15 protein-coding genes and 2 tRNA genes are annotated in these 16,450 nt (G+C 73.6%); 7 read left to right on the top strand and 10 right to left on the bottom strand.

What is annotated here, in order from left to right:
- Positions 1-41 precede the first annotated feature (41 nt).
- Complete coding sequence (locus ACZ55U_RS06530) at positions 42-245, bottom strand: DUF397 domain-containing protein (RefSeq protein WP_465523085.1); 204 nt, start codon at positions 243-245, stop codon at positions 42-44.
- Entirely contained in the window at positions 238-1,074 is an 837-nt protein-coding gene (locus ACZ55U_RS06525; RefSeq protein WP_465523083.1) for a helix-turn-helix domain-containing protein, read from the bottom strand. The genes ACZ55U_RS06530 and ACZ55U_RS06525 overlap by 8 nt, the downstream gene beginning before the upstream one ends.
- Before the next feature lie 110 nt (positions 1,075-1,184).
- Between ACZ55U_RS06525 and ACZ55U_RS06520 the strand changes: the two genes are divergently transcribed.
- Both ACZ55U_RS06520 and ACZ55U_RS06515 read left to right on the top strand, forming a co-directional pair.
- Positions 1,185-1,445: a hypothetical protein gene (locus ACZ55U_RS06520; RefSeq protein ID WP_465523081.1), complete on the top strand. Its 261-nt coding sequence runs from the start codon at positions 1,185-1,187 to the stop codon at positions 1,443-1,445.
- A 1-nt stretch (position 1,446) separates the two neighbouring features.
- Positions 1,447-1,650, top strand: coding sequence for a hypothetical protein (locus tag ACZ55U_RS06515; RefSeq protein ID WP_465523079.1), 204 nt, complete (start codon positions 1,447-1,449; stop codon positions 1,648-1,650).
- 40 nt (positions 1,651-1,690) lie between these two features.
- Here the strand turns inward: ACZ55U_RS06515 and ACZ55U_RS06510 are convergent, their stop codons facing one another.
- The gene (locus tag ACZ55U_RS06510; RefSeq protein WP_465523077.1) at positions 1,691-2,497 is read right to left on the bottom strand and encodes a phosphoribosyl-dephospho-CoA transferase MdcG domain-containing protein; all 807 of its coding nucleotides are present in this window, start codon (positions 2,495-2,497) and stop codon (positions 1,691-1,693) included.
- A 195-nt stretch (positions 2,498-2,692) separates the two neighbouring features.
- Here ACZ55U_RS06510 and ACZ55U_RS06505 point away from each other — a divergent pair, with 195 nt between their 5' ends.
- A complete protein-coding gene (locus ACZ55U_RS06505) occupies positions 2,693-2,902 on the top strand; it encodes a hypothetical protein (protein ID WP_465523075.1) in 210 nt (69 codons plus the stop codon).
- 9 nt (positions 2,903-2,911) lie between these two features.
- On the opposite strand, the gene ACZ55U_RS06500 is transcribed toward ACZ55U_RS06505, so the two are convergent.
- A complete protein-coding gene (locus tag ACZ55U_RS06500; RefSeq protein WP_465523073.1) occupies positions 2,912-6,118 on the bottom strand; it encodes a S41 family peptidase in 3,207 nt (1,068 codons plus the stop codon).
- 200 nt (positions 6,119-6,318) lie between these two features.
- Between ACZ55U_RS06500 and ACZ55U_RS06495 the strand changes: the two genes are divergently transcribed.
- Positions 6,319-8,010: a chitinase gene (locus ACZ55U_RS06495; protein WP_465523071.1), complete on the top strand. Its 1,692-nt coding sequence runs from the start codon at positions 6,319-6,321 to the stop codon at positions 8,008-8,010.
- A 247-nt stretch (positions 8,011-8,257) separates the two neighbouring features.
- Here ACZ55U_RS06495 and ACZ55U_RS06490 read toward each other — a convergent pair.
- Both ACZ55U_RS06490 and ACZ55U_RS06485 read right to left on the bottom strand, forming a co-directional pair.
- Positions 8,258-8,331, bottom strand: a tRNA-Lys gene (locus ACZ55U_RS06490).
- A gap of 73 nt (positions 8,332-8,404) precedes the next feature.
- On the bottom strand, positions 8,405-9,313 hold the full coding sequence (locus ACZ55U_RS06485; protein WP_465523069.1) for an NADP-dependent oxidoreductase: 909 nt from the start codon (positions 9,311-9,313) through the stop codon (positions 8,405-8,407).
- 158 nt (positions 9,314-9,471) lie between these two features.
- Here ACZ55U_RS06485 and ACZ55U_RS06480 point away from each other — a divergent pair, with 158 nt between their 5' ends.
- Together ACZ55U_RS06480 and pgi are read left to right on the top strand one after the other, a co-directional pair.
- Positions 9,472-11,055: a Na+/H+ antiporter gene (locus ACZ55U_RS06480; protein ID WP_465523067.1), complete on the top strand. Its 1,584-nt coding sequence runs from the start codon at positions 9,472-9,474 to the stop codon at positions 11,053-11,055.
- Positions 11,056-11,365: 310 nt separating this feature from the next.
- Positions 11,366-13,027, top strand: a complete 1,662-nt coding sequence (gene pgi, locus ACZ55U_RS06475) for a glucose-6-phosphate isomerase (protein WP_465523065.1) — start codon at positions 11,366-11,368, stop codon at positions 13,025-13,027.
- A 173-nt stretch (positions 13,028-13,200) separates the two neighbouring features.
- On the opposite strand, the gene ACZ55U_RS06470 is transcribed toward pgi, so the two are convergent.
- The 3 genes from ACZ55U_RS06470 to ACZ55U_RS06460 form a co-directional block, all read right to left on the bottom strand.
- Positions 13,201-13,274 (bottom strand) — tRNA-Lys (locus ACZ55U_RS06470).
- Between the two features lie 68 nt (positions 13,275-13,342).
- A complete protein-coding gene (locus ACZ55U_RS06465; RefSeq protein WP_465523335.1) occupies positions 13,343-13,915 on the bottom strand; it encodes a bifunctional DNA primase/polymerase in 573 nt (190 codons plus the stop codon).
- Between the two features lie 227 nt (positions 13,916-14,142).
- On the bottom strand, positions 14,143-14,496 hold the full coding sequence (locus ACZ55U_RS06460) for a hypothetical protein (RefSeq protein WP_465523063.1): 354 nt from the start codon (positions 14,494-14,496) through the stop codon (positions 14,143-14,145).
- A 238-nt stretch (positions 14,497-14,734) separates the two neighbouring features.
- Between ACZ55U_RS06460 and ACZ55U_RS06455 the strand changes: the two genes are divergently transcribed.
- Entirely contained in the window at positions 14,735-15,046 is a 312-nt protein-coding gene (locus tag ACZ55U_RS06455; RefSeq protein ID WP_465523061.1) for a hypothetical protein, read from the top strand.
- 13 nt (positions 15,047-15,059) lie between these two features.
- Here the strand turns inward: ACZ55U_RS06455 and ACZ55U_RS06450 are convergent, their stop codons facing one another.
- Positions 15,060-16,442, bottom strand: coding sequence for an AAA domain-containing protein (locus ACZ55U_RS06450; protein WP_465523333.1), 1,383 nt, complete (start codon positions 16,440-16,442; stop codon positions 15,060-15,062).
- Between the last annotated feature and the right edge of the window lie 8 nt (positions 16,443-16,450).

Raw genomic sequence — 16,450 nt, 5'->3', positions numbered from 1 at the left:
CGGCGGTCTTGACATCGGGCCCGAAGTGATTTCGGGGCGTGTCAGAGGGCCCCGAACTCGCCGGCCCGGACGGCGGAGACGAAGGAACGCCAGGCCGCAGTGGGGAAAACGAGAATCGGGCCGTCCGGGTCCTTGCTGTCCCGTACCGGTATCCGGTCGGGGAGGCCGTCCGCCACCTCTACGCACTGCCCTTCGGGGTCGCTGTAGGTGCTCTTGCGCCATGTGTCATGCGCCAGGTCAACCATGCTCAAAACTCCTCCGAACCCGCCGGATGAACTCTCGACTTGCGACTCGGGACAACGCCTCGACCTGCAACTGGTCGTACTCGCCCGCCCATTCGGCCAGGGTGTCCGGGTCGCGCTGGAGGAAGCCCTTCCCCTGAATCTCACCGTATCCCACGCTGGTCCTGTTCGGCATGGTCAGCAAGGTGATGGGATGCGAGAACGGCCTGTCCTCTCCAAGAGAGAACGGGCTCACCTGGATGACGAACTGAGGGTGATGGGTCAGTTCTTCCAGGTACTGGAGCTGCTCCACCATGACGTCTCGGCCTCCGATCGCCCGGTGGAGGCACCCCTCGTCTATGACCGCGTGGACTCGGAGTGCGGGCTGCTGCTGGAGTCGCTGCTGCCGGTGCAGCAGCATCGTCAGTCGTTCTTCGGCCTGTTGCTGCGTTGTCCGTCCTCGGCGAACGCGCCCTTCTTGATAGGCCCTCGCGTAGTCGGGGGTCCGGAAGAGGCTCGGGATGATGTTGATCTCGAACAGTCGCACCGCCACCGCAGTGGCCTCGCTGCGCAGGTACTCGCTGAACCCCTCGAACAAGATGCGCCGCCCCGCGTTGCGCCACTCGCGCTCGAACTTCCCCGGCGTTCCGAAGGCCTCGTCAAGTCTTCTCGCGAACCGCTCGGTTGGAGGTTTGCGACCAGTTTCGATGGCGGACACGTGCACGGACGAGTATCCGGTGAGTTTCGCCAGGTGCTCCTGGGTCCAGCCGCGCGCCTCCCGTAGCTCGCGAACCAGCGCACCGAACTTGGCGGAGGGAGAGGAGTCGGGGTCAAGTTCCTTGCGGTTCACCATCGTCAGCTCCTGTTCCTTCCCTGATGAAAGGTTGAAGGCGGTGCCGACTATAGCCCACAGTTGTGACCCCTGGGTAGTCGTTGCACTACGGAACGGAGTCACCTGTCGTGATGCGCAAGAAGTTCCCCGTCGCTCCCCGTCCCTACCGTCCGCAGGTGGGCGAGCTGGTCAAGGACCTGACGTCCGACCAGCACGTCGTCCACATGGACACCCGGGGCGGCCTCGCCTACGTCCGGCCGATCGGCGGCGGTCTGGAGCGGACCGTCGACCCCGCCAGTCTCCAGCCCCTCCCGGACGGCCCGATGCTGGTCGTCCGCCCGACCCCGCCCGAGCCCCGTGGCCGGACCCGCTTCTCCGAGAGCGGGGCGTGAGGTGACGCCCTCCCCCGCCTGTCCGGCGGAGGACTGCGCCGCGCCGGTCGACCTGCTCGACGACGCCAACGCGGCCGGGCGGACGTGGAACTGCCCGAAGTGCGCCCGGTGGGGCATCGCCTGGTCCCCGGACTACCTGGCGGACCAGCCCTTCGAGGAGCCCCTGATCACCCTCGGCCGGCACCGGCTCCGGTACCCCGGCTGACACGACGACGCCGACGCCGACGCCCCCGACCCAAGGGGGCTCAGGCGAACGGCCCCCGGGGGAACCACGGGTCGCGGACCTCGCGGGGCCCCTCCGGGGTCAGCAGGGTGAGGCCGAGCTGTCCGGAGGCGTACTCCGCCAGCTGCACCGAGCCGTGCCGGGTCTCCAGTTCGGCCTGCACCGGCACCGGCAGCTTGCTCAGGGCCCGCCGCAGTTGCAGGGCGTCGCGGCGGCTGATCGGCTGCGGGCAGCGCAGCACCAGCCGCAGCGGGCTGAGCGGCCCGGTGACCGGCAGGCCGGTGCCCAGTTCGTAGCCGGCCGCGCCGATCGGGCCCCAGGGCAGGCGGTGGTCCGCCACCAGCCGGCCGACCTCGGGCAGCAGGGCCAGCGCCGGGATGCCGGCCAGCCGTTCCGGGGCCAGCCGCTCGCGGCGTTCCGGCAGCTGTTCGGGCCGCAGCGTCCGGGCCACCGCCGCCCAGGGGGCCAGGGCGTCCAGCCGCTGGCCGGGGCGCGGGCCGCGCACGGTCACCGGGAACCAGAGTTCGGGCGCCGCCTCAGGGTCCCGGGTGCAGCGTTGCGGGTGCGGCAGGTCCACCGGGTTGCCGACCACGGCGGGCGCCCGGCCGACCGTCACCCAGGGGTGCGCCCGCAGCACGGCCCGCGCCCAGTCGGGCAGCTCGCCGCCCGCGAAGGGCCGCAGCGAGCTGGGGCACTGCATCAGCAGCAGGTCGTGGGCGCCGGGCAGCCGGCCGTCCAGTGCGGCCAGCGGGCCGACCCGGCGGCGCGGTCCGTCGTGTGGGTCCTCGGCGGTGCGCCGGGTGTGGCTTCCGGGGTGTACGACGGTCACAGCGGGCTCCAGGGGGTGGCGTAGATTTCGCCGACGGCCCCAATCTCCGCCCGGTCGGGGGCCTGCGGCTACGGACGTTGGGCGCGTCCACCAGGGACCAAAGGCTCAAGGACCCCGCAGGACGGCCCGAGGTGCGCCCCCGGGCACCCGGTGTGAGAGTGGGGGCAACCCGGCATCCCGTTCGGAGGAGGAGTCATGGGCATCTTCGACAGGTTCCGGCACAAGCCGCACGGGTCCACCGGGCAGGACCCCACCCGGCGCGCGGCCCTCGCCCACGACGAGGCCGCCGACGCGTACGGCGACGAGGTCGAGCGCCGGCGCGCGACGGAGGAGCGGCTCGCCCAGGAGGAGGCCGACCGGCGCGCCGCCGAGAACATGACGTCCGAGGGCGACCCCTGGGGCTGAGCCCGCGTCTCAGGTCGTCCGCGGCGGCAGCGGCGGGCGCCGCAGGTCCGGCCGGGGCGTGGACTCCGGCGGGGGCGCCGCGGCGGGCGTGTCCTCCAGCAGGTCCAGGGCCAGCTGGACGGCGGCCGTCAGCTCGGGGTGGCGCCCCCGGGCCCAGTCGCGCGGGGTGCGCAGCACGTGCACGTCCGGTTCGACGCCCTGGTTCTCCACCGACCAGCCGAGCCCGCCGTCGAACCAGGAGGCGTTCTTCGGCACCGAGATCTGGGTGCCGTCGCCGAGGGTGTGCCGCCCGCTCATCCCGACCACCCCGCCCCAGGTGCGGGAGCCGATCACCGGACCGAGCCCGAGCAGCTTGATCGCCGCGATGATCACGTCGCCGTCCGAGCTGGTGGCCTCGTCGGCCAGTGCCACCAGCGGTCCGCGCGGGGCGTGCCGGGGCCAGCGGACCGGCCGGCGGTCCCGGGTGAAGTCCCAGGCGAGGACGCGCCGGGTGAGCTTCTCCAGCACCAGCTCGGAGACGTTGCCGCCGGCGTTGCCGCGCACGTCCAGCACCAGGGCGGGCTTGTCCAGCTCGCGCCGCAGGTCCCGGTTGAACTGCGCCCAGCCGGAGCCGCCGAGGTCCGGGATGTGCAGGTAGCCGCACCGGCCGTCGCTGAACTGCCGTACCAGGGAGCGCCGTTTGGCCACCCAGTCCTGGTAGCGGATCGGCCGTTCGTCGGTCAGCGGGGTGATCACGATCCGTCGCACCGGGCCGTCCGGGTCGCCGCGCAGGGCCAGTTCGAGCGTCGTGCCGCCGGTGCCGGCCAGCAGCGGCAGCGGTCCGCGCAGCGGGTCCACCGGGCGGCCGCCGACCTCCAGGATCTCGTCGCCGTCCCGGACGCCCTGGGCGGCCAGCGGGGCACGGGCGCGCGGGTCGGAGGACTCGCCGGGCAGCACCCGGTCGACCAGCCAGCGGCCGTCGGGGGAGCGGTGGGCGTTGGCGCCGAGCAGGCCGAGCGGCTGCTGGGCGAGCGTGGGGCCCTCGGCGCGCCGGGACGGGGTGACGTAGGCGTGCGAGGTGCCGAGTTCGCCGAGGAGTTCGCGCAGCAGGTCGGCGAAGTCGTCGGGGGAGCAGATCCGGTCCAGCAGCGGCTCGTACTGGGCGACCAGCGCGGACCAGTCCAGGCCGGACATCCGCTCGTCCCAGAACTGGTCCCGGACGATCCGGGCCGCCTCGTGGTAGGCCTGGCGCCACTCGGCGGCCGGGTGCACGGTGTGGGTGATCCGGCGCAGGTCGACGGTGATCCCGGCGGAGGGGGCGGCGACCGGGATCACCCGCAGTGCTCCGGCCGAGTAGACCGCGATCGAGCCGCCGTCCCCGGAGACCGCGTAGCCGTCCAGCCGGTCCACCAGTGTCGTGCGGGTGCCCCGGACGAGGTCGAAGTGCTCCAGTGACGGGCGTCCGGAGGTGTCCTCGGGGCTGGCGAAGGTCTGTCCGAGGGTGCCGGAGATCGGCCAGCGCAGCCAGACCAGGCCGCCGCGCACCGCGTCGGTGGCCGAGTACTTGGAGGAGATCACCGGGAACGGGAGCAGCCGCTCGCCGATGCCCTCCGGGTCGACCCGGACGGTGCCGTCGCCGCCGCCTGGCGGGCCGCCGTCCTCGGCCGGGGCGGTGAACGGCGAGGGGGTGTCGGCGGCGAGCGGGACGAGGTAGGGGCGGCAGCCGAGCGGGAAGGAGAGGTCGCCGGTGTGCACGTCGTGGACCGGGTCGAAGCCGCGCCAGGAGAGGAAGGCCAGGTAGCGGCCGTCCCGGGTGAACACCGGCTGCTCGTCCTCGAACCGGCCCTCGGTGACGTCGGTGGTGGGCGCCGGCGCGTCGGCGCGGGTGAGCCGGATGCGGCGCAGCGAGCGCCCGGCGACCGGCTCGGACCAGGCGATCCAGTGCGAGTCGGGGGAGAAGCGGGCGCTGGAGACCGGCCCGTACCCGGAGGCGGCCACCTCGCGCACCTCGCCGTCGGCCGAGGAGACCAGCAGCAGCCGGCCGTCCGAGGTGGTGGCGGCGAGCCGGCTGCCGTCGGGGGAGGCGGTGAGCTCCAGGACGCGGCCGATCCGCCCGGCGGCGATCACCCGGCGGTGGTGCTTGTGCGCCACGCCTTCGTGCCCGGGCAGCGGCACCACCTCGATCGCGTCGCAGCCCTCGGCGTCGGTGATCCAGGCCGCCTCGCCGGTGTGCCCGAGCACCACCGGCAGCCGGGTGCGCACCCCCGGGGTGTCGGCGAGCGCGCGGGCCGGGCCGTCCTGGTGGGTGAGCCAGTACTGGCTGCCGCGCACGGTGATCAGCCCGGTCCGGCCGGTCTGGTCGCAGGCCAGGTCCTTGACCTGCCCGGCGGCGTTGACCTGGTACGGGCGGCGGCCGGCCCGGGCGCCGCCGAGCGGGACGCGCAGCCGGCGGGGCGCGGGTGCGTCCAGGTCGTCCAGGAGCCAGAGGTCGCCGGCGTGCTGGTACACGATCCGGGTGCCGTCGGTGGCGGCCTCGCGGGCGTAGTACGAGGCGTGGTCGGTGTGCCGGCGCAGGTCGGTGCCGTCCGGGCGGCAGGAGTAGACGTTGCCGATGCCCTCGTGGTCGGAGAGGAAGGCGACCCGGTCGCCGACCGGCATCGGCGCGGCGAGGTGCCCGGTGTGCTCGGGCAGGATCCGCTCGCCGTCCACCCAGAGCCGGCCGGTGGCACCGCCCCGGTAGCGCTTCCAGGCGGCCGGTTCGTGCGGGGCGGCGCCGGTGAGCAGCACCGTCCGCTCGCGGCTCATCTGGGCGTCGCCGACCGGTCCCCAGGGCATCCGGCGGCCGGGGGAGCCGTCCGGCGGCAGGGAGTGCGCCCAGGTGTAGTGGCCGAAGGGCTCGTGGTAGGAGGTGACGGCCAGCACCTCGCCGTCCGGCAGCCAGCCGCGCACCCGGGTGTCCTGGCTGCCCCAGTAGCTGAGCCGGCTCGCCCGTCCGCCGTCGACCGGGGCGGTCCACACCTCGGGGGCCAGGCCGAGCCAGCTGGTCCAGGCGAGGGTGGTGCCGTCGGGGGAGAAGCGGGGGTTGCCGACCCGGGTGCGGTCGCAGCCCACCCGCCAGGCCCGGCCGGTGCCGGTGCCGTCGGCGTTCAGCGGGGCGATCCAGACGTCGTCCTCGGCGGTGAAGGCGAGCAGGCCGCCGTGCAGGTGGGGGTGGCGGAGGTAGCCGGGCGCGGTCACCCCTCCATCCTTCGACGGGGTGTCACCTCCGGCAACCGGAGCAGGCCGGGACCGGTCTGGACCATTGACACCGTACGGCCGTATCCACTTCAGTGGTCTAGTCCAACTTGGGTGCCAGGCCGGGCCGTTCCCCCCACTGGCGCGTGCTCCGGCGTGCCCTCGGACGTCCCCCACGACCGCGCCATCGCAGGAGCACCCGCATGCGCAGAACACCCACCTCCGGAACTCCGGCCACCGGCCGCCGCGCGGCCCTCGCCGCCGGCACGGCCTCCGCCGTCGCCGCGGCCACCCTGGTCGGCGTCACCCTGGGCCTGGCGCCCGCCGCCTCGGCCGGCGAGTTCCTCTCCAACGGCGGCTTCGAGTCCGGCTCCCTCGCCCCCTGGAGCTGCTCCGGCAACTCGGGCAGCGTCGTCACCAGCCCCGTGCACAGCGGCAGCCGCGCGCTCGCCGCGGCCGCCACGGCCGGCGACATCGCCCAGTGCTCGCAGACCGTCACCGTCGCCCCGAACACCACCTACACGCTCAGCGCCTGGGTGAACGGCTCGTACGTCTACCTGGGCGTGGACGGCGGCGGCCCGAGCACCTGGACGCCGGGCACCGGCGGCTCGTACCAGAAGCTCAGCCTCAGCTTCACCACCGGAGCCACCCAGACCAGCGCCACGGTCTACACCCACGGCTGGTACGGCCAGGGCACCTACTACGCGGACGACATCTCGCTGGACGGGCCGGGCGCCCCCAGCCCGTCGCCCACGCCGACGGTGACGCCCACGACCCCGCCGCCGACCACCCCGCCGCCCACGACCCCGCCGCCCACCACGCCTCCGCCGACCACGCCCCCGCCCACGACCCCGCCGCCCACCACGCCCCCGCCCGTCGGCAGCCACTCCCTGGTCGGCTACCTGCACGCGAGCTTCGCGAACGGCGCCGGCTACACCCGGATGGCCGACGTCCCGAACTCCTGGGACATCATCGACCTCTCCTTCGGCGAGCCCACCTCCGTCACCTCCGGCGACATCCGCTTCAACCGCTGCCCGGCCACCGAGTGCCCGACCGTCGAGTCGGACGACGAGTTCAAGGCCGCCATCGCCGCCAAGCGGGCCCAGGGCAAGAAGGTGCTGATCTCCATCGGCGGCCAGAACGGCCAGGTCCAGCTGACCACCACCGCCGCCCGGGACACCTTCGTCAGCTCGGTCTCGGCGATCATCGACAAGTGGGGCCTGGACGGCCTGGACATCGACTTCGAGGGGCACTCGCTCTCCCTCAACACCGGTGACACCGACTTCAAGAACCCCACCAGCCCGGTCATCGTCAACCTGATCTCCGCGCTGAAGACCCTCAAGGCCAAGTACGGCCCGGGCTTCGTGCTGACCATGGCGCCGGAGACCTTCTTCGTCCAACTCGGCTACCAGTACTACGGATCGGGCCCCTGGGGAGGTCAGGACCCGCGCGCCGGGGCGTACCTGCCGGTCATCTACGCGCTGCGCGACGACCTCACCCTGCTGCACGTCCAGGACTACAACTCCGGCTCCATCATGGGCCTGGACAACCAGTACCACTCGATGGGCGGCGCCGACTTCCACGTCGCGATGACCGACATGCTGCTCAAGGGCTTCCCGGTGGCGGGCAACACCAACAACCTGTTCCCGGCGCTGCCCGCCTCCAAGGTGGCCATCGGCATGCCGGCCACCACCAACGCGGGCAACGGCTACGTCGCCCCGGCCGAGGTGAACAAGGCGCTCGACTGCCTCACCAAGCTGGCCAACTGCGGGACGTACGTGCCGCGGTCGGGCGCCCAGCCGAACCTGCGCGGGCTGATGTCCTGGTCGATCAACTGGGACCGGTTCGCCGGCCAGGAGTTCTCCAAGAACTTCAACGCCTACTTCGGCCGCTGACCGACCGAAGTTCCCGACCGGCCCGCCGGAACCACGACGTCCCCCTGCCCCGACCCGGGACAGGGGGACGCCGCCTTCGCGGCCCGCCCACTCAGCCCTCGGCGACCGCGCTCCGCTCCCGCCCGATCCAGGCCCACACCCCGAGCAGCAGGCAGCCCACGGCCACCGGAAGCCGGGACGCCCGCCGCCGGGGGCCCGGAAACGCCGGAGGGCCCCTCGCTCTCGCGAGGGGCCTTCCGGCTGTCTGTGCGCCGCCAGGGACTCGAACCCCGGACCCGCTGATTAAGAGTCAGCTGCTCTAACCAACTGAGCTAGCGGCGCCTGCTGACGTGGAGAACATTACCTGGTCAGCAGCCGAAACTCACAATCGGCCCGGAGCGGGGGTCCGGGACGCTCACATGGTCAGCACCACCTTGCCCCGGACGTGGCCGCCGCCGACCAGCCGGTGGGCCTCGGCGACCCGTCCCATCGGGAAGGTCTCCGCGATCTCCAGCCGCAGCCCGCCGGCCTCCCAGAGCTTCACCAGCTCGGCCAGCCGCCCGGCCGTCCGCTCGCCCCGCAGCCCCCGGACGCCCAGCCGCTCGGCGCCCGGGTAGTCGACCACGGTGCCGATCCGGCTCCGGTCGGCGACCAGTTCGACGGAGGCCTCCAGGGCGCCCCGCCCGGCGGCGTCGAAGGCCGCCGTCACCCCCTGCGGCGCCGCCGCCCGGACCCGCTCGACCAGCCCCTCGCCGTACGTGACCGGTACCGCGCCCAACTCCCGGAGGTACTCGTGGTTGCGCTCGCTCGCGGTGCCGACCACCGTGGCGCCCCAGGCGCGGGCCAGCTGCACGGCGACCGTGCCGACCCCGCCCGCGGCGCCGTGCACCAGGACCGTGTCGCCCGGACCGACGCCGAGCTCGGTGAGCGCCAGGTGCGCGGTCTGGCCGGAGGCGGAGAGGGAGCCGGCCTGCTCCCACGGCATCCCGGCGGGCTTGGCCACCAGCCGGCCGGCGTCCACCGTGACCCGGTCGGCCTGGCAGCCCAGCACCCGGAAGCCCAGCACCTCGTCCCCGATCCGCCAGTCACCGCCGTCCGGCCCGAGGGCGTCCACCACCCCGGCGAACTCGTTGCCGAGGACGAACGGCGGCTCGACCGCCAGGCCCGGCGGCCGGAACCCCTCGCGGATGGCGAGGTCCACCGGCTGCACCCCGGCCGTGTACACCCGCACCCGCACCTCGCCCGGACCGGGCTCCGGGTCGGGCACCTCCGTGACCCGCAGGACCTCGGGGCCGCCGGACCCCGTCACGGTGACAGCCTTCATGCCTCTTCCCACCCCTTCTCGATCGTTTCGCGTCCCCGATCCTGGGCCCTGAAGTGCGCTTGACGTCAAGCGGTCGTTCGCGTGTCGAGATCGATATGCGCATTGTCGGATTTATCCTGGACGGCGCTCAGCCGTCCGTCGTCGAGAGGAACCTCCCCGTGGGCCAGCTGCCCCTGTTCTTCCTGGTGCTGCTCGCCTCCGTGGTGACCATGCCACTCGGTCGGAAGACCGGAGTGCCACAACCAGTGCTGATGACCCTGCTCGGCATCGTCATGGCACTGATCCCGCAGATCCCGGACGTCAGCATCGAGCCCGAGCTGATCCTGCCGCTGGTCCTCCCGCCGCTGATCTTCGCCGTCGCCCGGCGATCCTCGGTGCGCTACTTCAAGGCCAACGCCCGCTCGATCCTGCTGCTGGCGATCGGCCTGGTGGTGGTCACCACGATCGCCGTGGCCGGCGCCGTGCACTGGCTGCTGCCCGCACTGCCGCTGGCCGCCGCCATCGCGGTCGGCGCCCTGGTCTCCCCGCCCGACCCGGTCGCCGCCGTCGCGGTGGCCGGCAGCGTCGGCCTCCCGCGCCGCCTGGTGGCGATCCTGGAGAGCGAGGGGCTGTTCAACGACGTCACCGCGATCGTCATCTACTCCCTGTCCATCGAGGCCATGGTCAGCGGCGACTTCTCGGCCGGTGACGCGGTGCTGCGCTTCGTGCTGTCCGCCGTGCTGGCCGTGGTGGTCGGCGTCGCGCTCGGCTGGATCAACACCAAGCTCGCCGAGCGGCTGGACGACCCGACCCAGCAGGTCGCGCTCAACCTGCTGGTGCCCTTCGCCGCGTACGCCCTCGCCGAGGAGATCCACGGCTCCGGCGTGCTCGCCGTCGTGGTCTGCGCGCTCTACCTCGCCGAGCGGGCCTCCGATGCCGACGCCGTCTCCTACCGGCTGGTCGGCAACGCCTTCTGGGAGGTCGTCGAGATCCTGATCACCGGCGTCGCCTTCGGCCTGATCGGCCTGGAGCTGGCCACCGTGCTCAAGGAGGCCGGCCGCGGCTGGACCGGCTTCCTCGGTGACGCCGCCGTGGTGATCGCGGTGGTCGTGCTGGTCCGGCTGCTCTGGCTGCTGCCGGCCGGCTGGCTGTCGAAGAAGCTGCGCTCCGGGGACGAGGAGGACACGCCGTTCAGCTGGAAGGAGAGCGTGATCCTCTGGTGGTCCGGCATGCGCGGCGTGGCCACCGTCGCCCTGGCGCTCGCCATCCCGCTCACCCTGCACTCCGGCGAGGACTTCCCCGAGCGCGGCCGACTGGTCTTCATCGCCTTCAGCGTGGTGCTGTTCACCCTGCTCGTCCAGGGCCTCACGCTGCCCTGGCTGGCCAAGCGGCTGGAGCTGGACATCGACCAGGACAAGCACGAGCAGGCCGTGCGCCGGCTCTGGTGGCGGGCCGCCAAGGCCGGGCTCAAGCGGCTCGGCGAGCTGGAGGAGCAGGACCGGCTGCCCGCCGAGATCGCCGACCGCCTGCGGGACCGTCAGCACGACCGGCTGGCCCGGCTCTGCCCGGAGAACTACGCCGAGGAGGAGGCCGCCGAGGCCAAGCTCCGGATGGCCCAGTGGCGGGCCGCCCGGGAGGTCGAGCAGGAGATGATCGCCGCCTCCCGCCGCGAGATGCTCAGCGCCCGCAGCGAACCGGGCGCCGACCCGGAGCTGGTCGACGAGGTGCTGCGCGGGCTCGACCTGCGCTCCGAACGGAAGTGACGGGACGTCCGCTCCCCGCAGGGTGCCCGGCCCAGCTCCCGCCGGGTGTCCTGCCCCGTACCCGGCGGGAGCCCGGTCCCGCATCCGGCGGGGGCCCGGTCCCACACCCGGCGGGCGGACGGCCCGCCCCCTCGCGAGGACGGTCCGCAGCCGTCGGGCGGAATGCGCGCGGCCGGCTCCGGGGTTGCATAGGCTGAGCCCGGGCAGGCCGTCAACGGAGTCGGCGCACCACCAGTACCCGCACGACCTCGGCGAACCCTCACGCCTGGCCCTGCCGGTTTCTGCACCCAGATGAATCGAGGACCCACCGATGTCGGAGACCCGCGCCGACGCCCGCACCCCGCTGGACCGCACCCCCCAGTGGGCCGCCCTGGCCAAGCACCGGGCCGAACTGGGCGACACCCACCTGCGTGAGCTGTTCGCCGCCGACCCGGAGCGCGGCCGCCGCTACACCCTCCAGGTCGGCGACCTGCACGTGGACTACGCCAAGCAGCTGGTCACCGACGAGACGCTGGAGCTGCTGCGCGAGCTGGCCGCCGTCACCGGCGTCGCCGAGCTGCGGGACGCTATGTTCCGCGGCGAGAAGATCAACAACACCGAGCACCGGGCGGTCCTGCACACCGCCCTGCGCGCCCCGCGCGGCGCCGTGATCGAGGTCGACGGCGAGAACGTGGTGCCCGCCGTGCACGCGGTCCTCGACAAGATGGCCGCGTTCGCCGACCGGGTCCGCGGCGGGGACTGGAAGGGCCACACCGGCAAGCCGATCCGCACCGTCGTCAACATCGGCATCGGCGGCTCCGACCTCGGCCCGGCGATGGCCTACGAGGTGCTCCGCTCGTACACCAAGCGCGACCTCGACGTCCGCTTCGTCTCCAACGTGGACGGCGCCGACCTGCACGAGGCCGTCCGCGACCTCGACCCGGCCGAGACGCTGTTCATCGTCGCCTCGAAGACCTTCACCACCATCGAGACCATCACCAACGCGGTCTCCGCCCGGGACTGGCTGCTCGGCGGCCTGGGCGCCGGCACCGAGGCGGTGGCCAAGCACTTCGTCGCGCTGTCCACCAACGCCCGGGGCGTGCAGGACTTCGGCATCGACACCGCCAACATGTTCGAGTTCTGGGACTGGGTGGGCGGCCGCTACTCCTACGACTCGGCGATCGGCCTCTCGCTGATGATCGCCATCGGCCCGGACGCCTTCCGCGAGATGCTGGACGGCTTCCACCTGGTCGACGAGCACTTCCGCACCGCCCCGCCGGAGCGGAACGTCCCGCTGCTGCTCGGCCTGCTCGGCGTCTGGTACGGCGCCTTCTTCGACGCCCAGGCGCACGCGGTGCTGCCCTATTCGCACTACCTGTCCAAGTTCACCGCCTACCTCCAGCAGCTGGACATGGAGTCCAACGGCAAGTCGGTGACCCGCGACGGCACCCCGGTGGACTGGCAGACCGGCCCGGTGGTCTGGGGCACCCCCGGCACCAACGGCCAGCACGCCTACTACCAGCTGCTCCACCAGGGCACCAAGGTGATCCCGGCCGACTTCATCGGCTTCGCCAAGCCGGTCGCCGACCTGCTCCCCGGGCTGGTCGCCCAGCACGACCTGCTGCTGGCCAACTTCTTCGCCCAGACCCAGGCGCTGGCGTTCGGCAGGACCCCGGAGGAGGTCGCGGCCGAGGGCGTGCCCGCCGAACTCGTCCCGCACAAGACCTTCAAGGGCAACCACCCGACCACCACCATCCTGGCCGGCGAGCTGACCCCCTCGGTGCTCGGCCAGCTGGTCGCGCTCTACGAGCACAAGGTGTTCGTCCAGGGGGCGGTCTGGAACATCGACTCCTTCGACCAGTGGGGCGTCGAGCTGGGCAAGGTGCTCGCCAAGCGGATCGAGCCGGTGCTGCTCACCGGCGAGGGCGCGGAGCAGCTGGACAGCTCCACCGCCGAGCTGGTCGCCCGCTACCGCGCGCTGCGCGGCCGCTGAGCCCGGACCGGGCCGTCCGCTCCGGCGGGCGGCCCGGCGCCTCCCCGGCACCTCGGCACCTCCCGGTCGGGCCGGGGATCAGGGAGGCACCGGAACGCGGAAACGCCGGAAGCACCGGAATGCGGAAACGCCGGAAGGCCCCTCGCTCTCGCGAGGGGCCTTCCGGCTGTCTGTGCGCCGCCAGGGACTCGAACCCCGGACCCGCTGATTAAGAGTCAGCTGCTCTAACCAACTGAGCTAGCGGCGCCTGCTGACAGAGAAGACTCTAGCAGCGCCCTGCGGCCGAGCCAAAATCGAATACCGGTCGCCCCGCGTTCACCCCCTGGTCACGACGGGTGCCCCGGCCGGAACCGGCGCGTCCGGCTCGCGGGCCGCCCGTACGCAGGCCCACAGCACCACCGCGGCGCCCGGCAGCCGGGGCTCCCGCCGCTCCGGGGCGACGATCCACCGCCCGGCGCCCTGCCCCGGGGAGTCCGGGCTGTTCACCATCCGCTGGAGGGGCGGCACGGTCACCGCGTCGCCCTTGCCGTGGCAGAGCAGCGGCGGTACGTCCCGGGCCCACTCCTCCCAGGCCAGCAGCCGGCGCAGCCGGGGCGCCGCGCCCGGCTGGACGAACAGCAGGACCCGCCCCCGGTGGCTCGCGACCGGCCCGCTGCCGGGCCCGGACGCCCACAGCTCGTCCAGCACCCGGCGGCCGAACAGCGACGGCATGCTGATCACGTCGAAGGCGCGCCCGCAGGGCAGCACCGAGGGCGCCCAGGGGCGGCTCTCCCACAGGGCGCGCATGCTCCTCGGGTACTCGCTGGCGGAGGCGAGCCAGGCCTCCCCGGCCGGGCCGACGTACTCCACCGAGGGCCGCACCGCCGACGGGTACGAGGAGTACGTCACCGCCGGGTACGTCACCGCCGGGTACGTCACCGACGAGTACGGCACCGATTGCTGCGTCACCGACTGTTGCGTCCAGGTCTCCACGGAGAGCAGCCTGCGCGGCGCACGGCTCCGGCGGGACGGAAAGCGCGGTTCGCCGGACAGCGCGGCGGGGAACCGCGTATCCTTCCCCCGCCGCGCATATGCCACCGGCCCGTGCCCGGCCGCCGTGCGCGGTGCGGAGGGATTCAGTCCTCGTGGCGGCGCGGCTGGAGCAGGGTGCGGCCGTACTCGATCATCTTGGCGGCGTAGTCCGCGGTCCAGTCCGCGCGCTGCGCGACCTCGGCGTCCGAGAGGGCGTCGAAGCGGCGCGGATCGGCGAGCTGCGCGGCGGCGACGGCCTGGAAGTCCGTGGCCCGCTCGGCGGCGGCCCGGAAGGCCAGGGCCAGTTCCGTGGAGCGGCGCAGCAGCTCCGCCGGGTCCTCGATCGACTCCAGGTCGAAGAATCGTTCCGGCTCGGGTTCGGCGGACTGCGGCTCGAACAGCAGCTGCACCGGACGGACGCGCCTGGTGGGCTCGGACGACTCTGGGGAGTCGGGCATGGACGGACACCTCCGGGTCTCGGGTGGGGGAAGGGATCTGCTCCGGGCCGCGCCGCCCGGTCGTGGCCGCCGTCCATTGTCTCGCGGCGGGGGCCGGTAGCGGAACGGTGCGCACGCGAGCGCTATTCCCCCGGCGTGCGCTGGGCGGGTGACTCGCGCGCCGGGTGACCTGGTCGCATGCGAACCGGTTGGCAGGGCGTCCGGTCGTACCGACCGTCCACGGAACCGGGAGATCCCCATGCGTGTGCGAAAAGTCCTGTCCACCGGTGCCCTGCCGGCCGCCGCCGCGCTCCTCGGCCTGGCCCCGGCGGTGCCGGCGGCCGCCGCCGAGACGGCGATGGTGGTGGAGGGGCAGCCGAGCAAGCCCGGCGGCTTCTCGCTGGCGACCTGCCCGACCGGCACCCACCTGACCGGCGGCGGGTACCAGTGGACGCCGGACGGCGACGCCGACCGGCTGGTCTACGACGGGCCGTCCACGGACGCGACCACATGGGGGGCGAGGGCCTCCCACGGGTCCGTCGTGGCCTACGCCGTCTGCGAGACCGAGTGAGCCGCCGGGGGCCTCACCGCAGGTGGACCCGGTGCCCGCTCAGGTGGTGCAGCACCTGGTGGTTGGCCTCCCAGCCGTCCGGGAAGGCCACCGGGACGCCCAGCTGCACCGGCTCGGTCGACGGGTGCTCGTCCAGCAGCTCGGCGATCCCGGCCCGGGCCACCACGATGCAGGCGTGCCGGTGCCGGGAGGCGAGCACGCAGAGCCGGCCGGTCTCCAGGTGGAAGGCGGTCGCGTCCGGGCGCCCGGAGAGCGGGTGCAGCACCACGGTGACGTCGTACTCGCGGCCCTGGAGCCGGTTGGCGGTGTCCACCGTGACGGCCGGGCCGGCCGCGCCGTCCACCGGCACGCCCGCCTTGAGCAGCGCCGCGCGCACGGCCGCCGCCTGGTCCCGGTGGGCGGTGCCGACGGCGATCCGGTCCGCGGCGAGCGGGGCCTCGCCCTGCTCGGAGTGGGCCGTCAGCCCGCGCTCCAGGAGCCGGCGGACGGTGGCCGCCACGGCCGCCACGGCCTGCGGGTCGGTCCGTACGGTGTGCCGGGCGGGCAGCTCCAGCAGGGCCCAGCCGTGCTCGGCGGCCCGGTCGATCGCCGCGTCCAGGGCCGAGCCGTCGGGCCGCACGGAGGCGGTCAGCCGGCGGTCGTCCGGGCCGGTGCCGGAGCGGAACGGGGTGTACGGGTAGAAGGCCCGGGAGATCAGCGGCGCCGCGCTGGCGGGCAGCCGCCAGGAGACCGGCAGCCGGTGCGGCTCGATCTCCGGGTTGTGCGCCAGCATGGTGACCACCGCGCTGGCGGACGGGTCGTACGACAGGCCCGCCCACTGCTCGGTGCCGACCACGGTGAACGGGTCCAGCTGGCCCGGGTCGCCGACGAACAGCGCCCGCTCGAACAGCCGGGCCACCGCGAGCAGGGCGTCCGAGCGCATCTGGTACGCCTCGTCGACGATCGCGTGCCGCCACGGGGCCTCGGCCCGCACCCACTGCCACTTGGCCGAGGTGGAGATCACCACGTCCTGCTCGACCAGGTCGGCGACCTTGTCGGAGGGCGTGACGTTGGCGTGCTTCAGCACCTCCGGGCCGGGCCTGGTGTCCGCGGCGTGCAGCCGGCCGATCGTCAGGTCCGGTGCCTTCTCGGCCAGTCGGCCGACGAGGTCGTCCACCTGGCCGTTGGTCTGGGCGACGATCATCAGTCGCTCGCCGGCCTTTACCAGCTCGCGCGCGGCCCGCACCACGAGCGTCGACTTCCCGGCGCCGGGCGGGGAGTCCACCACCACGCCGCGCGGGGCGCCGGCCGACGGGTGGACGGTGGCCGCCAGGATCCGGGCCACCGCCGCGTCGGCGGCAGCGCCGGGGGCCTGCTCGCCCCCGGGCCGATCGTCCGGGTACTGATCGGGGGCCATCGGGCGGC

It is taken from the genome of Kitasatospora sp. NPDC034533 (genome assembly GCF_055575155.1).
The sequence above is the reverse complement of the archived record's forward strand: the minus strand, read 5'-3'. Positions and strand labels throughout refer to the sequence as shown.

Coding starts and splice junctions, on each gene's coding strand:
- ACZ55U_RS06530 (WP_465523085.1), bottom strand. CDS start 245: ATGGTTGACCTGGCGCATGACACATGGCGCAAGAGCACCTACAGCGAC.
- ACZ55U_RS06450 (WP_465523333.1), bottom strand. CDS start 16,442: ATGGCCCCCGATCAGTACCCGGACGATCGGCCCGGGGGCGAGCAGGCC.
- ACZ55U_RS06485 (WP_465523069.1), bottom strand. CDS start 9,313: ATGAAGGCTGTCACCGTGACGGGGTCCGGCGGCCCCGAGGTCCTGCGG.
- ACZ55U_RS06520 (WP_465523081.1), top strand. CDS start 1,185: ATGCGCAAGAAGTTCCCCGTCGCTCCCCGTCCCTACCGTCCGCAGGTG.
- ACZ55U_RS06460 (WP_465523063.1), bottom strand. CDS start 14,496: ATGCCCGACTCCCCAGAGTCGTCCGAGCCCACCAGGCGCGTCCGTCCG.
- ACZ55U_RS06525 (WP_465523083.1), bottom strand. CDS start 1,074: ATGGTGAACCGCAAGGAACTTGACCCCGACTCCTCTCCCTCCGCCAAG.
- ACZ55U_RS06495 (WP_465523071.1), top strand. CDS start 6,319: ATGCGCAGAACACCCACCTCCGGAACTCCGGCCACCGGCCGCCGCGCG.
- ACZ55U_RS06455 (WP_465523061.1), top strand. CDS start 14,735: ATGCGTGTGCGAAAAGTCCTGTCCACCGGTGCCCTGCCGGCCGCCGCC.
- pgi (WP_465523065.1), top strand. CDS start 11,366: ATGTCGGAGACCCGCGCCGACGCCCGCACCCCGCTGGACCGCACCCCC.
- ACZ55U_RS06505 (WP_465523075.1), top strand. CDS start 2,693: ATGGGCATCTTCGACAGGTTCCGGCACAAGCCGCACGGGTCCACCGGG.